14 protein-coding genes and 4 pseudogenes are annotated in these 15724 nt (G+C 42.1%); 10 read left to right on the forward strand and 8 right to left on the reverse strand.

The window, feature by feature from the left end:
• The first annotated feature begins 66 nt into the window (after positions 1 to 66).
• From NSQ16_RS09370 to NSQ16_RS09385, 4 genes and pseudogenes are all read left to right on the forward strand, one after another.
• Positions 67 to 360 carry a hypothetical protein gene (locus NSQ16_RS09370; RefSeq protein ID WP_015715927.1) on the forward strand — a complete coding sequence of 98 codons (294 nt, stop codon included), beginning with the start codon at positions 67 to 69 and terminating at the stop codon, positions 358 to 360.
• A gap of 235 nt (positions 361 to 595) precedes the next feature.
• A pseudogene (locus NSQ16_RS09375) lies at positions 596 to 682 on the forward strand (hypothetical protein); the annotation flags it as partial.
• A 424-nt stretch (positions 683 to 1106) separates the two neighbouring features.
• A pseudogene (locus NSQ16_RS09380) lies at positions 1107 to 1400 on the forward strand (T7SS effector LXG polymorphic toxin); the annotation flags it as partial.
• A 711-nt stretch (positions 1401 to 2111) separates the two neighbouring features.
• Positions 2112 to 5332: pseudogene (locus NSQ16_RS09385) on the forward strand (NTTRR-F1 domain); the annotation flags it as partial.
• Here NSQ16_RS09385 and NSQ16_RS09390 read toward each other — a convergent pair.
• From NSQ16_RS09390 to NSQ16_RS09420, 7 genes are all read right to left on the reverse strand, one after another.
• Positions 5309 to 5827, reverse strand: coding sequence for a hypothetical protein (locus NSQ16_RS09390; protein ID WP_339232705.1), 519 nt, complete (start codon positions 5825 to 5827; stop codon positions 5309 to 5311). The pseudogene NSQ16_RS09385 and the gene NSQ16_RS09390 overlap by 24 nt on opposite strands.
• Positions 5828 to 5938: 111 nt before the next feature.
• Entirely contained in the window at positions 5939 to 6349 is a 411-nt protein-coding gene (locus NSQ16_RS09395) for a hypothetical protein (protein ID WP_339232706.1), read from the reverse strand.
• Entirely contained in the window at positions 6318 to 6980 is a 663-nt protein-coding gene (locus tag NSQ16_RS09400; RefSeq protein WP_339232707.1) for a DUF4573 domain-containing protein, read from the reverse strand. Before NSQ16_RS09400 ends, NSQ16_RS09395 begins: the two co-directional genes overlap by 32 nt.
• Before the next feature lie 551 nt (positions 6981 to 7531).
• Positions 7532 to 8203: a glycosyltransferase family protein gene (locus tag NSQ16_RS09405; protein WP_128422244.1), complete on the reverse strand. Its 672-nt coding sequence runs from the start codon at positions 8201 to 8203 to the stop codon at positions 7532 to 7534.
• Complete coding sequence (locus tag NSQ16_RS09410) at positions 8200 to 8907, reverse strand: class I SAM-dependent methyltransferase (protein WP_212059439.1); 708 nt, start codon at positions 8905 to 8907, stop codon at positions 8200 to 8202. Before NSQ16_RS09410 ends, NSQ16_RS09405 begins: the two co-directional genes overlap by 4 nt.
• Complete coding sequence (locus NSQ16_RS09415) at positions 8894 to 10000, reverse strand: glycosyltransferase (RefSeq protein WP_230488757.1); 1107 nt, start codon at positions 9998 to 10000, stop codon at positions 8894 to 8896. The genes NSQ16_RS09410 and NSQ16_RS09415 overlap by 14 nt, the downstream gene beginning before the upstream one ends.
• Positions 9997 to 11373 carry a glycosyltransferase gene (locus tag NSQ16_RS09420; protein WP_327837207.1) on the reverse strand — a complete coding sequence of 459 codons (1377 nt, stop codon included), beginning with the start codon at positions 11371 to 11373 and terminating at the stop codon, positions 9997 to 9999. Before NSQ16_RS09420 ends, NSQ16_RS09415 begins: the two co-directional genes overlap by 4 nt.
• Positions 11374 to 12201: 828 nt before the next feature.
• Here NSQ16_RS09420 and NSQ16_RS09425 point away from each other — a divergent pair.
• The 6 genes from NSQ16_RS09425 (at position 12202) to NSQ16_RS09450 (ending at position 15299) form a co-directional block, all read left to right on the forward strand.
• The gene (locus tag NSQ16_RS09425; protein WP_128992888.1) at positions 12202 to 12738 is read left to right on the forward strand and encodes a GNAT family protein; all 537 of its coding nucleotides are present in this window, start codon (positions 12202 to 12204) and stop codon (positions 12736 to 12738) included.
• A 78-nt stretch (positions 12739 to 12816) separates the two neighbouring features.
• Positions 12817 to 13719 (forward strand): CPBP family intramembrane glutamic endopeptidase, encoded by a 903-nt coding sequence (locus NSQ16_RS09430; RefSeq protein ID WP_230488759.1) that lies wholly within the window; start codon positions 12817 to 12819, stop codon positions 13717 to 13719.
• Positions 13720 to 13782: 63 nt separating this feature from the next.
• Positions 13783 to 14097, forward strand: a complete 315-nt coding sequence (locus NSQ16_RS09435; protein ID WP_128992892.1) for a hypothetical protein — start codon at positions 13783 to 13785, stop codon at positions 14095 to 14097.
• Between the two features lie 74 nt (positions 14098 to 14171).
• A complete protein-coding gene (locus tag NSQ16_RS09440) occupies positions 14172 to 14414 on the forward strand; it encodes a hypothetical protein (protein WP_087614559.1) in 243 nt (80 codons plus the stop codon).
• Between the two features lie 110 nt (positions 14415 to 14524).
• The gene (locus NSQ16_RS09445) at positions 14525 to 14689 is read left to right on the forward strand and encodes a hypothetical protein (RefSeq protein WP_003245467.1); all 165 of its coding nucleotides are present in this window, start codon (positions 14525 to 14527) and stop codon (positions 14687 to 14689) included.
• 139 nt (positions 14690 to 14828) lie between these two features.
• A complete protein-coding gene (locus tag NSQ16_RS09450; RefSeq protein WP_014479902.1) occupies positions 14829 to 15299 on the forward strand; it encodes a hypothetical protein in 471 nt (156 codons plus the stop codon).
• 85 nt (positions 15300 to 15384) lie between these two features.
• On the opposite strand, the pseudogene NSQ16_RS09455 reads toward NSQ16_RS09450, so the two are convergent.
• Positions 15385 to 15654, reverse strand: a pseudogene (locus tag NSQ16_RS09455) (thermonuclease family protein); the annotation flags it as partial.
• Between the last annotated feature and the right edge of the window lie 70 nt (positions 15655 to 15724).

Here is a 15724-nt window from a genome sequence, read left to right on the forward strand (position 1 = left end):
ACATCATAACCAAATGAATCCATAATTACGTTGAAATCTAAATCAATTTTCAAAAAGGAGATTTCTATGAAAAAATTGACTATCTTCTCCGGGGGATTAGGAGCGGTTTTTTCTGTACTGGCTCAACTGTTTGCGGTTATAGATGACTCTTACACTTTGGGGAATTTATGGTTTTTAGGTGCTTTGGCGGGAATTATAACCATGCTTGCTTCAATCCAGACAAATAATAAACCAGTCTTCAGCATATTATTAATTGCTAGTTCAGTAATAGGTCTACTTGGAACTGGTCTTGTATACATCATACCAACACTTTTCAATATAATAATAATTTATAAATTTTCAAAAGTAAGCCAATGGTAAAATAAAGGTTCTTTTTTTATTTAGTATTTCTTTGACAAGGTCGGTAATGAATCGCAGAATGCTTATGCTTGCAACTGGTCCACACAGCTGGGGCTTCCGTGGGCATGATTATCGAACGCCATGTTTCTAGGATACCGGAATTGAAACATTTGCTGAGACATTTCGTGAAGCTGATCACCAAATGACCATTTTCATAGAGGCACGTCTAAAGAAGCTATCATAGGAGGACAATACTGTGTGGAAAGCTTTTAGTCAATTACTCAAGAAACAGAAAAATCAAAGTCCACTCGATGAGGGTTATATACAGATTCCAGAAAAGGATATAAATCAAGAATTAAAGCAAGTAATATTTGAGTTGGAGAGCCTGGGGGAAGTAGTATCGAAAAAGCTGCAGAATAAGTATGCAGGTGTTTTTGAAGCTCAGGATAAACCAAATCTCAGCATCAAAGTTTGTAGAGACATAGATGGAGATGTGCTAAATGATTTTACAGCTGAGAGATGTTTTGAAAAAGAATACCGTTCACAAATAGCAATTAATTACTATCAACCTGCAATAGTCTGTGATGAAGAATTAGACTGTTTCACAACGGATTTGTGGTATTACTACGGTGGATATAAAGGCGGGTTGTGGAACATTATTCGATTTAAATAATAATGATTTAGAAAAAGAAATTGAAGAGACGCTAATATTTTTGCTCAATGACAAACAATTCGAGAAATAAAAAAGAAAGCCGCAAAGAGCTTTCAATCAACTGATGAAGCTAAGAAAAGCGTTTAAGAATTACTTTTCCGGGAAGGGTGCAGACAACATTAAAGCATTTTATCATGATCATGCCGGCATTACAGATCAATGGATCGATCGGATTGACATGGAAATTGCTTTCTTAAGCATCATTTTTGCAAAACTTGTAGATGCAAAGATGTAAGATACTTACATAGAAGAGTCATTTTTAAAACATGAGCTGGCTAACGATTACACAAAATCAAAATTCATTATGTCTGAACAAAAGAAAACGATGAAAGACATTCTGAATAACATCATTGAATAAATATCTTAAGGATAAAAAAGTGAATTTGTCAAAGGAATTGAAATATTTAAAAGGGCTATTAGGCTCCAAAACGCTTGCAAAAGATTTAAAAATCCAAATGAATGTTTAAGTATTTGTTTTCAGGTTTAGTGATAACTATGTCTATACTTAAAATTATATCCATTTGATAATCCAGAGAGAAAAACCTTAATGTCCCGTTTAATAGGGGAAAGAACTATGATATCTCCTAGTCACCAATATATAAGAAATGGGACAAGCAAAGATTTGTTAGGCGCAACTTTAATTAAATAAATAAAATAGCAATCTTGTGATAATAGTAGCTAATCTGTTGGTACCCTTGCCAGCAGCTTTTATAAAACGTTTTTTTGACTTTGAGTTGCTCTTTCTTAGTCTGATAAAACTTCTTCATTAGCGTCCGCTTCTCAATCTAGGATATGTGAAATCCTCAATCGCATTGCAAATTCCCGAAAAGCTTTTTCTGTCTTTAAATCAAGTCCAAACTTCATTCTCTCGGCCGTCTAAGAAGCTAATTTACTGCTTCTTCTTTTCAGGTTCCATGTACCGGTCTTTACAGTGTCTGGGAGAAAAAGTGATTCGGGGCATTCATCTTTTTTTTATTTCAGCTAGCGAAGTGAAAGACCGATGGCATTTTTCCTGCATATAATAGCTGGAACTATTCAAAAAGGTAGGGAATGAAGTTGAGTGAATGATGTGATTGTAAATGGAGGTTTTGAAACAGGCAATCTGACGGGCTGGGCTTCTGCAAATACGTCCGTTATTAATACTTTTGCCCATTCTGGAAGATATTCCGCACAGTTTTTCAGTAACCAGCCGTATGCTTTTTTAGGGCAGATCGTGCCTGTCGTTTCTGGACAATCTCTGATATTCATCGTTTCGCTTGGGAGAATTGGAAACAATTCAAGTCCCCAAGTAACTATACAAATTTTATTTGTTAACAGTGAAGGCGAAGAGATTGAAGGCGGACAGGAAATTATCATTGCTTCCGGAAATTTGCCAAATGTCTCATTTAATACATGGAATGAAATATATAGAACAATTGAAACCCCCGCTGAAGCAGTAAACGCAGTAGTGGTAATAAGCAAAACTACTTTTGGGTCTGTTCTAATTGATGATGTTTCTTTAATAGAGTCTGCTGGGGGAATTGGACCGACTGGACCAACAGGTGCAACGGGACCAACAGGTGCAACGGGATCAACAGGAGCAACAGGTGCAACGGGATCAACAGGAGCAACAGGTGCAACGGGATCAACAGGAGCAACAGGTGCAACGGGATCAACAGGAGCAACAGGTGCAACGGGATCAACAGGAGCAACAGGTGCAACGGGATCAACAGGAGCAACAGGAGCAACGGGAGCAACCGGATCAACAGGATCAACAGGAGCAACAGGAGCAACGGGGGCAACGGGATCAACAGGAGCAACGGGAGCAACAGGAGCAACAGGTGCAACGGGATCAACAGGTGCAACGGGAGTAACAGGGGCAACTGGTGCAACCGGAGTAACGGGATCAACAGGATCAACCGGGGCAACTGGTGCAACAGGAGTAACGGGAGCAACCGGATCAACAGGAGCCACCGGAGCAACGGGAGCAACAGGATCAACAGGATCAACAGGATCAACAGGAGTAACTGGTGCAACAGGAGCCACAGGAGTAACAGGTGTAACAGGATTAACTGGAGTAACGGGAGTAACTGGAGTAACAGGTGCAACTGGAGATACAGGCGCAACCGGTCCAACGGGATCAACAGGAGCAACCGGAGCAACAGGTGCAACGGGAGCAACAGGTGCAACGGGAGTAACAGGGGCAACTGGTGCAACAGGAGTAACGGGAGCAACAGGATCAACCGGGGCAACTGGTGCAACAGGAGCCACAGGAGTAACAGGTGTAACAGGATTAACTGGAGTAACGGGAGTAACTGGAGTAACAGGTGCAACTGGAGATACAGGCGCAACCGGTCCAACGGGAGCAACAGGATCAACAGGAGTAACAGGCGCAACAGGATCCACTGGAGCCACTGGCGCGACCGGAGAAACAGGAGTAACCGGTCAACTGGAGCAACCGGAGCAACAGGATCAACGGGAGTAACAGGATCAACCGGAGAAACAGGCGCAACCGGAGTAACGGGAGAAACAGGAGTAACGGGAGTAACCGGTCCAACAGGAGTAACGGGAGAAACTGGATCAACAGGATCAACAGGAGCCACAGGAACAACAGGAGAAACTGGTGCAACGGGAGCAACTGGCGCAACCGGAGTAACAGGATCAACCGGTCCAACTGGAGTAACGGGAGAAACTGGAGTAACGGGAGTAACAGGGGCAACTGGTGCAACGGGAGCAACCGGAGCAACCGGTCCAACAGGAGAAACTGGAGCAACAGGATCAACAGGAGCCACAGGAGTAACAGGGGCAACTGGTGCAACCGGAGCAACCGGATCAACCGGAGAAACTGGAGCAACGGGAGTAACAGGATCAACAGGAGTAACAGGAGTAACGGGAGTAACAGGATCAACCGGTCCAACTGGAGTAACGGGAGAAACTGGCGTAACTGGCCAACCGGAGCAACTGGAGATACAGGGACCAACCGGTCCAACAGGAGAAACAGGAGAAACAGGATCAACAGGATCAACCGGATCAACAGGAGTAACCGGTCCAACTGGAGCAACCGGATCAACAGGAGTAACCGGTCAACTGGAGCAACCGGATCAACAGGAGTAACCGGTCCAACTGGAGCCACAGGAGAAACAGGATCAACCGGATCAACCGGAGCAACCGGATCAACCGGAGCAACTGGAGCAACGGGAGTAACAGGATCAACCGGAGCAACAGGCGCAACTGGAGTAACGGGAGAAACTGGCGTAACTGGGCCAACCGGAGTAACAGGAGCCACAGGAACAACAGGAGAAACTGGTGCAACGGGAGCAACTGGCGCAACCGGAGTAACAGGATCAACCGGATCAACTGGATCAACTGGAGTAACAGGGGCAACTGGTGCAACCGGATCAACCGGATCAACGGGAGAAACTGGCGTAACTGGGCAACCGGAGAAACTGGAGCAACGGGAGTAACAGGATCAACAGGAGTAACGGGAGTAACAGGATCAACCGGAGAAACTGGAGTAACGGGAGTAACAGGGGCAACTGGTGCAACCGGAGCAACCGGACCAACCGGTCAACAGGAGAAACTGGATCAACAGGATCAACAGGAGCCACAGGAGTAACAGGGGCAACTGGTGCAACAGGATCAACAGGAGAAACAGGAGTAACTGGTGCAACTGGTGCAACAGGCGCAACCGGAGCAACAGGAGTAACTGGTGCAACAGGCGCAACTGGAGTAACGGGAGAAACTGGCGTAACTGGAGCCAACCGGAGTAACAGGAGCCACAGGAACAACAGGAGCAACTGGTGCAACGGGAGCAACTGGCGCAACTGGAGTAACAGGATCAACCGGTCAACTGGAGTAACGGGAGTAACAGGGGCAACTGGTGCAACGGGAGCAACCGGACCAACCGGTCAACAGGAGAAACTGGATCAACAGGATCAACAGGAGCCACAGGAGTAACAGGGGCAACTGGTGCAACAGGATCAACAGGAGAAACAGGAGTAACTGGTGCAACTGGCGCAACCGGAGAAACGGGAGTAACTGGGTCAACCGGAGCAACAGGATTAACAGGATCAACCGGATCAACTGGATCAACAGGAGTAACAGGATCAACAGGGTCAACAGGATCAACAGGATCAACAGGGATCAACCGGAGCCACTGGAGCAACAGGAGTAACAGGTGCAACCGGAGAAACTGGCGCAACCGGATCAACCGGAGAAACTGGATCAACAGGAGTAACAGGATCAACCGGAGAAACAGGTCCAACAGGAGTAACAGGATCAACCGGAGAAACAGGTCCAACATGGACCAACCGGAGCCACTGGTGCAACCGGATCAACCGGAGCAACGGGAGTAACCGGAGCCACCGGAGCAGCAGGATCAACCGGAGCAACGGGAGTAACTGGGTCAACCGGAGCAACAGGATTAACAGGATCAACCGGATCAACTGGATCAACTGGAGTAACAGGATCAACAGGGTCAACAGGACCAACCGGAGCCACTGGAGCAACAGGAGTAACAGGTGCAACCGGAGAAACTGGCGCAACCGGATCAACCGGATCAACTGGATCAACTGGAGTAACAGGATCAACGGGAGTAACCGGAGCCACTGGTGCGACAGGAGAAACTGGTGCGACGGGATCAACTGGTGCAACCGGAGCCACTGGATCAACTGGTGCAACCGGAGCCACTGGATCAACTGGTGCAACCGGAGCCACTGGATCAACTGGTGCAACCGGAGCCACTGGAGTAACAGGTGCAACTGGAGCCACTGGAGTAACAGGTGCAACCGGAGCCACTGGAGCAACAGGAGTAACCGGTCAACTGGAGCAACTGGAGCCACTGGATTAACAGGTGTAACAGGACCAACTGGTGCAACGGGAGTAACCGGAGCAACTGGAGAAACAGGATTAACAGGGACCAACCGGAGAAACTGGTGCGACAGGAGCAACTGGTGCAACCGGAGCAACGGGAGTAACTGGGTCAACCGGAGCAACAGGATTAACTGGTGCAGCCGGAGCCACTGGAGTAACAGGTGCAACTGGAGCCACTGGAGTAACAGGTGCAACTGGAGCCACTGGAGTAACAGGTGCAACCGGAGCAACAGGAGTAACGGGAGTAACGGGATCAACCGGAGCAACGGGAGTAACGGGAGAAACAGGATCAACCGGTCCAACAGGAGTAACAGGTGCAACCGGAGAAACTGGCGCAACCGGATCAACCGGAGAAACTGGATCAACAGGAGTAACAGGATCAACCGGAGAAACAGGTCCAACAGGAGTAACAGGATCAACCGGAGAAACAGGTCCAACAGGGACCAACCGGAGCCACTGGTGCAACCGGAGCCACTGGAGCAACAGGAGTAACCGGTCCAACTGGAGCAACTGGAGCCACTGGATTAACAGGTGTAACAGGGCCAACTGGTGCAACGGGAGTAACCGGAGCAACTGGAGAAACAGGATTAACAGGACCAACCGGAGAAACTGGTGCGACAGGAGCAACTGGTGCAACCGGAGCAACGGGAGTAACTGGGTCAACCGGAGCAACAGGATTAACAGGATCAACCGGATCAACTGGATCAACCGGATCAACTGGATCAACTGGATCAACTGGAGTAACAGGATCAACAGGGTCAACAGGATCAACCGGATCAACAGGATCAACAGGACCAACCGGAGCCACTGGATCAACCGGAGTAACCGGAGCAACAGGAGCAACAGGAGTAACCGGAGCAACAGGATCAACAGGATCAACAGGATCAACCGGAGTAACCGGTCCAACTGGATCAACCGGAGTAACCGGAGCAACAGGAGTAACCGGATCAACCGGAGCAACTGGCGCAACCGGAGTAACTGGCGCAACCGGAGTAACTGGCGCAACCGGTCCAACAGGATCAACAGGATCAACCGGAGCAACCGGAGCAACGGGAGTAACTGGGTCAACCGGAGCCACAGGAGTAACAGGTGCAACAGGACCAACAGGACCAACCGGTTCAACCGGGGCAAATCCACAGCTGTTTTACAGTGAGGTAGCAGGCCCCATTCCGCTTGCTATTAACGGTACTGAAACGTCGATTGGTACTTTAAGTGTGCCAACAGTCGCAGGACAATTAATAAAATTAGACCTTGCCATTTCTGTAGATGTTACAACGACAGCTAACTCAAACTTTACTTTTCAAACCAGAATTTATAGAAACGGAGTATTAGTAGATACACGCTCCGTCCAAAGAAATATCAGCGCTGCAATTACGTCAAGATTTCCAATTGCTACAACGTATGTAGATGCTACAACGGTCACAGGCACGACTTCTTATGAGATTAGGATAATCTTCACAACAGTAAGTAATGTGAGTGGCAGCAGCGCACTAAACCTAGATATAAATGCTATTAGGTTCCCTTAATAATAGAGAATTAAAAAATCACTTTTTTAAAAAAATTCAAGCATATGAAACAAGAAACCTACTTTTAAACAGTAGGTTTCTTTGTCGTGGTATTGAAACCTTATCATGTCTCGGAATATTCCTCCAAAAATTTTTTAAGGTAATAAGAATACTGGTCTGTATCAAACTCGTTGCCGCATGCATGTAAGACCCAAGGCTCTTTCTGATGAGGGATGCCCACTATATATCCTTTTTTTCTGAACTCAAAACATTGAGAAGTATCATATAAATGCCATCCGTTAAAAATATCTTTTCGCCATGGAACATCGTACTGAGTCGCCAGTAATAAACCGTCTAATGCTTGAACTGCTTTCACAGTTTCATCAATTTCATCAAATAATAAATAGTTGTACGTACTGCGGTATTCAATGACTTTTCCGGCTTTTTTAGAAGCCTCCCACCAAATCCCGCTTTGCGGCACTTCTTCAGCTCCTATAACGCCTATCATGCCAAGCTGATCATTGTGCTGAAAGACATGGAGAATATCATAAATGAAGGAACGATTGATGATAAATGTGTCCTGATGTAAATACACTTTATATTTTGAGTCAGAGTCCTCCATTGCCGCCTGGTAGCCGGACGCCATACTGTCTGCGTCTCGGATATTGATTAATTTTACCTTCATATGCGGCGGTACAGAAAGAGACTGAATATGTCTTAGACAGAGATCATAAAGGGTATCGTCATTCACACATGTAATGAAGCTAATTGAATTTTCGTTTGTATGCTGATTCATCTTTTCTCTGCCTTTATGACATATTGATAGGCTCTGGCCTCCTCCTCAAGATCTGCATGGTGAATTCCCATGCATGATCTGACATAAGCAAGTTTGCTGATCATTTTTTCATAATAATGAGTCGTAAAAACAATAGGCTCGATTTGGTTGATCTTGTAGCCTGTTTCATGAAACATCTTTTTCATTTCCTCCAAGGTGAAAAAACGGAAGTGTGTTTTATCGAGCAGCCCTGCCTGTATATACGTCCATTTGCCGGACAGCAGACTTTCGAAAATCGAGATATGTCCGATATTCGGGATGCTTGCCAAGATACTCCCTGTTTCTTTTACGTAAGGCTTGATGTTACCTAAAACTGCCCACGGGTCTATTAAGTGCTCCAGAACATCACCGAAGATAATGTGATCAAATGTGTTTTTTTGAAAAGGCAGCTTCAGTGTTTCAATGTCTCCCGTTATTACTTCGTCAATATAATGTGTTGCTTTTTCGGCAGCTGGTGGATAAGACTCGATCCCATAATAGGAGCAATTCGTTTTTTCCTTCACAGCTGCGCCAAACAAGCCTTCAGCACATCCGACTTCAAGAATGGTTTTCGCATGCGGTTCTATCAGATCAAATAGCTGCCAGTTGATGCCTTTGTAATACTCTTTATCTTTTAACTCATACTCTTTCATAGAATCAGCAAGTGAATTTTTATTGATTTCCATGATGTTCACTCCCGGAGCCGGTCTGCATCTTTAGAATATCTTCAAAATATTTTTTGTTGGCTAGCATTCTTGAATCATGGGGACGGTATTGCAATGCCGATTCATTATGCTGATAGGCAAGCTGATGCTGGCCGAGTTTATCGTAGCAGACGGCTAATTGCAGGTGGGGAAGCCAGGTCGCGCAGGCGCGGTTTTGAAAAGCCAGGTTTTCTGCTCCTTTGTTTTCTATTGCTTTTTCATACCAATAGACCGCACTTTGAAAATCGTTTTTTTCTAAAAAAGAGTATCCCAGCCTGCAGCAGGTTTCTGCTCTAGGCGGTCCATAGACGAGCGTGTGGAGCACCCAGCTTAATTCTTTTTCCTTCAGCCCCAGTGAATGGTAGCAGTCTGCTAATTTATTGCACGCTCTGATATTATCCTCTACCCATCCCTGCTTCGTTTGTAAAAAACGTAAATAGTACTCAATCGCTTGCTCCATTTTTCCGTGATCACACAACTCGTTCGCATAGTAAAATAAATCTCTTGGAGAAAAATCCTTTCCTGACGAGGCCATTTTTTCATAAATTCGGAGGTTGCGATCTGCGTCATGACTAAGTGGCAGGTGAGAAACCGCTGCATCACTGTGGTGAAGTTTCCCATATACTTCTAGGTATTCATGAACCGCGCCGATCCATTTAAAGCTCTTTTCCCGTTTTACGAGCCGGTATCTCCTTAAGCTGGATGTGACGTTATTTTCTTCATCAAAAGCCAAATGGTATTTCATTGAGACCGCGTCTATATCCGGATCAAGCGTTCTTTTTAAATCCAATAACAGCTCTTGATCTTTCTTGGTAAACACGTCGTCGGCGTCAAGCCATAAGATATAGTCGGATGTCGCCTGCTGAAACGAAAAATTTCGGGCTGCCGCAAAATCGTCAATCCATTTAAAATCAAAGATTCGGTCTGTATAGCGAGCAGCAATGTCTTTCGTCTTGTCAACTGACCCGGTATCCACAATATTGATGTCATCAGCTATCTCCTGCACAGAATCTAAGCATCGGCCAATAACAGCCTCTTCATTTTTTACAATCATGCATAAACTGATTGAAATCACATCGCCACCTCCGTTTTATTCTGTTTTTTCTTTATGGCATGGACAAACATGTAATCAATATGGGCATGTTTTGACAAGTGATCCAAAGACAAACCAAATTGCCCGGCAAGGAATTGAAGTTCTTGTAAAAAGAGCTGTATGTTTGATTCAGTATCGGAGGAATGGGAGGTGATGGATTTTATGTCATAAAGGTATTCAGGAAATAGGGTATTTACGTTGCGAGGTGTGATGAAATGTGTGTACGTCGATGCCCCACATAATAAAGAGAAAAATGTATCTGCATAGGCAGTATTTGGGATGCTGCAAATCAGCGAGCCAGAAGGCTTTAGATAAACGGCAAGAGTCTCAATTGTATGTCTGGGATTTTTTGAGCAGTTTAAAAGGTCACCGATCAAAATGACATCGAAAAAGGACTCAGGGTAAGGGAGGTCGCATGTTTCCACATCTGCCGAAATGACTTGTTCGTAATAGGGGCTTGCAATGGTCTGTAATAACTCATCCTTTTCAATCCCATACAATAAACAGGATTGCCGGTTCAAAAGCTCTGTCCCCGCAGCTCCCGTGCCGCAACCGATATGTAAGATAGAGTCGGCTTCCGCTGGCACAAGTGCTGTCAGCTGGGGCTGGGAGTCAAAGAATGTTGTTACATCCACCTTCCATTTATCGATGAAGCGTTGCCGGTTTTCTTCATATAATTGACTGATGCTTAAATCTGGATTGCCTGTAAACGTGGCATGACCGTGATGGTGGACAAACGAATCAAGAGCGATTTTTAGCTGATACCCCGCTTGCAGTACGCGGAGGCTTAAATCATCATCCTCAAATGAACCGCCTACAAAACGTTCATCAAAACCGCCGACTTCATCCAACACCTTCTTTTTGACAAGCAGGCAAAATCCGACCAGCCTCAATACAGCTTTTGATCTGCCTCGCTGCTGCAAACAGTAAAGACGAGAAAAATCTTCAATTTCTTCAACGTTTGTGTAGTTAACGGGAACTTGCTGCGGACCGCTGACATAATTGCTTACAGGCCCGACCATGCCGATTTTATCATCCTGATAAAGCAGCTTGATCATTGGCTCTAGCCATTGATTTGTTACAATAGTATCATTGTTTAAAAAAAGAATATTGTCCCCTGAGGCAACTTCAAGGCCCTGATTACAGGCTTTTGCGAAGCCTTCGTTCGTCTTATTAAAAATCGCCTTAATTGAAGTTATCTGTTTGAGGTAGTCACGTGTACCGTCATGAGAGCCGTTATCTATAACAATTACTTCTATACAGTCATTATTCGTATGCTTCCATATGCTCTCCAAGCATTGTTTTGTTAAAGCTAATTGATTATAAGTCAGAACAATAATACTCGTTTTCACTATAACCTCCGCCCTTCGCCATATCATTCGGATACTATATGTATATCGTAATGTTCAGACGGAATGATTCTTTCCTGTAAAAAGGAGAATGCTGCTTAAACGTAAAAATGTGAATGGTTTTTTAAAGAAAAAGTCGATGAATTTGTTTTACATTTAGTTTTCCCTTAAGGGGATCAACAAGGTTGGGGAATTCAGGGGAATAGGGATGAGAAGTTGCCTTAACCAGTTTGTATGAAAGTTATATTTAATTCTTTCTGTATTAAATGGTGAATTAGGAGTTATATATTTAAAGGAGAATACCGACGAGGGTATTATTTTATTTAATACGTTTATAGCAGGGGAGAAGGACGAAATATCGGTCAGATAAATTTTTATATAGGTTTCGTGACTTTAAAGGGATCAATTATGATTTATAGAATGTTTTTTGTAACTCAAACTAGTTGAGTACTACTTTAGAAAGAATCATCGTGTACATATAAACAATGATAATTTAATGAAATGGACATCAATGGTGTTTCCAGAACATTTAACGTAGTTTAAATAAGATTTGATTGACGTATCAGAAATTGAAAAACCGTCCTTAGATTTTATCATATTTAAATGAATAAGGAAGATTAATGTTATCTTAAAAAACAAAAAAGCCTCCTGTTAAATTAAGAGAAGGGTAAGGGAATTATTTTTGAGAATCATATTCCATTGCTTGTTCACAGTCAGTAATCCTTGAGTTGTTCTAGTAAGAGGCAATATTGTTGAATAAGGATAGTTTTAAAGAGGTTATTGTTGTCTTAATATCGAAATAAAGATCAAGTAAGCATGAGGGGAGTTACTTTAATGCATATCACAACAAAAAGGTTATTGATACGTGAATTTGAATTCAAAGATTGGCAGGCTGTACATGAGTATACATCTGATAGTAATGTAATGAAGTATATACCTGAAGGGGTTTTTACTGAAGAAGATGCAAAGGCATTTGTAAATAAAAACAAAGGTGATAACGCTGAAAAATTCCCTGTCATACTAAGAGATGAAGACTTTCTTATAGGCCATATTGTTTTTTATAAGTATTTTGGTGAACATACATATGAAATTGGGTGGGTGTTTAATCCGAATTATCAAAATAAAGGGTATGCTTCTGAGGCAGCCCAAGCTATCTTGGAATATGGATTTAAAGAAATGAACTTACATAGGATTATAGCTACGTGTCAACCTGAGAATATTCCTTCATACCGAGTTATGGAGAAGATCGGAATGAGAAGAGAAGGATTTTTTAAAAAATGTATTCCGAAAGGCAATGAATGGTGGGATGAATATTATTACGCTATTTTAGAGGAAGAGTGGAATTGTAAGAGGGGTAATGCAGGAATTTGAAACCATAACAGCTATAGAACGTATAGTGATAGTAGGGCTTATAGTGCTTAATATGAATGATGTGAGAGGGGTATCCAAATGCAAATTCATCTCACCAAAAGCGGAAAACAAGACAATCATCATAAATGGTTAGGAACTGTCTTGCTCAGTTGGGGAACATTCGTATTTGCTTTGTTTTTTGCTACTTTAGTCGGTTCAATGGCTAGCCAAGCAGGAGCTTCCAAGCTTTTGAAGCAAGGCATCCAAGCAGGTTTAGTCACATTAATAACTGTCCCGTTGCTCTACATTCTTCTTAAACGGATGTCTAGTAGTCCCTTTTATTCTATAGGACTGTCTGGGTGGAGGCAAGCTATTCCGAAAGCCATTATGGGAGCAATATATGTGATTGTATTATCCGGATCTGGTTTCGCCATCGCCCATTTATTAGGCTGGATCAAAATTACACAATTTCACTTCTCTGTCCATTTAGTGACAGCATTGCTCTTAAATATGATTATCGCTTTCTTTTATGAAGCTTTTCCAGAGGAATTAACTTTTCGTGGGACGGTGTACTATGCTCTAAATAAGCGTTTGAACTGTTTTATGGCCTTACTCCTACAATCAATCCTGTTTGTGCTTGCACCAATAATTGTAAGTGGTTTACAATATATAGCTGGAATTGAATCACCTGCTATCACATTAGATTACATCGTTTTATTGTTGACTTTTGGATGCATCCTTCAACTCCTGCGTATTGTAACAGGAAGCTTATGGACGTCTATCGCTTTTCATCTGGTCTTTCTCGAAAATTCTCGGTTCTTCGTCCTGCAGGGGGAGGAGCGCTTTATTACCTATGAAGAAATTGTTCCGGGAACAGGTTCGCTGTTTGTGATCTTTTTTATGTTGCTTATTGTCGGTACTCTACTCTTAATACCTGTTGCGATAACTCGCCGAAATACTATTCAATGGCGGAAGAATGAGAAATGCGACCAAGATGTTTAATTTCTAAGTAGAACAGTAGTTTTAAAGTGATTTTAAGGAGGATCTAGACAATGTTGAAGAAGCATTCATGATGAAAGATTAGTAGATTTTGATGCTCAAGGTGGAAACCATATTAGTGTTTATTTAGTTACTCACTTTGAGTTATCTGATCAGTCGTATAAAGATGTATTAAGCTTTAATGATGATCTTTTGGGTATGAAGCATAATTGTTCGTATGCAATGGATATTCTAAGCGTTAAAGAGGAATTTGATTTCGATTTCCCATTTAATATGCTTGCAATAAAAAGCTATGTACAAGAATTAATAAAAATGTTAGGGATTGATATAACTCTGCCTGAAATGAAAGAAAGAGATTTTGACAAACTTTCTCAAGATTAAATAAAACTACGATTTTAAAGAGAACGGAGACTTGCTTTCAATATGAATGTTAAAAAACTGCAGCTGTTTTTTCAATCACGATTCCAATTATCTCAGCTATCCTAATTATTAATTTTTTTACGGGAGTTATGTCAATTCCATGGCAAGGAATGCCGGTGTTTTTTCCATTATTACTTTCTCCTATAGGAATCATTTTAGCGTTCGTTTCAATAAAGACAAATAAACGGTGTGCTTTATATGGGATTGTCTTAAATGCAATTATGTTTCCATTTCCTTTTTTCTGGTTTATCGGAGGGACTTTGTTATTTGGAGTTTAATCCATTAGGCATTACGCTTATACATTGGTATTTTCGAACTTGTAAAAAGAAGGAATAAAAAAATTTCAGAATTGCTTGGCTTTACTTTATGTTGAAAGGGGTCGAGTAAGGTGGATAGGAAAAAGGATGAAATACAAAGAAAATATAGGGAACAAATGAGGGAGAAGAAAGAACGAGAAAAAGAAGATGGCAGTTCACATACTTTTGAAATTGTTGTTGTGCTAGCCATTATCATTTTGATGTTTTTCTTTAATTCGGTTTTCAAGGCTTTTTAGATATTGTACAGATGACTTTCAGGATGTTTGAAAAAATAACCCTTTGAGATATATACCACATGAAAGTATTGAAGGACTTATGAAAATTCAAGAGCCAGTTGAATCTTAATAATTAATCACCAAATAATGGGGATGAAAAATGAAATTGTATAATGAATTTATCAATATAGCTAAAACGTTTAATAAAGAGTTAGACATCATTCCATTATTATATGGATCTTTAGGTCTTGAAAAGGTAACTGGGTTAGACTTTTCTCCAGAAGATATTGATCTCCTTATTCCTTTAATTTTTTTAGAGGAAAAGTGGGAAAAACTAAAAAAAGTGATGGAACTGCATGGATACAAAATGGTTGATTTACATGAGCATGAATTTAAGAAAACTAATACTAAAATAGGCATTGCTTACATCGAGGATTTAAAACCATTTGCAGATGTAGACTATAATAACTTAGAGGTATTTGAGGATGGTGGAGCGAAATATCATTTGCTAACGATTGATGATTACCTCAAGGTTTATAAAAAGTCTTTATTAGATGGCTATAGAAGAACAAAGAAGAACTATAAAGACCAAAGGAAAATCAATATATTGAATAAACTAATACAGAACTGATTTCTGTATTCCTCTTTTGTTCCAATTTCAATAACAAAGTCGCATCAAAAGACAACATGGAATTTGCTTGGATTCTTAATTTAATATTTAGATAAATAGTGTTTGGCTCATAACATAAGCCACTCTGGCCAATCCTTCTTTCAATTATGTTTCAAGACCAGACTTGTCATTAACCAAAACGCACGGCTAACAGTCTTCTATAATTATCTGTGATCAACTTTATCAAACTCTAATTGCAGCTTACCGCTGCTAACCACTTCCTTGTTTCGCATAGTTCACATTGTTGCCATATGATTGAACATAAGAATCCTGTTTCCTTAGTCTTTGGAATGATTATGAGTAAGTAACAAACTGTAACAAAAAGACTGGGTGTCATTAATTGATACGTGCATTCTTAAATATTATTCGAGACAATGCTTAAACTT

The sequence above is a fragment of the Bacillus sp. PS108 genome, assembly GCF_037963335.1.
Lineage (GTDB): Bacteria > Bacillota > Bacilli > Bacillales > Bacillaceae > Bacillus > Bacillus subtilis.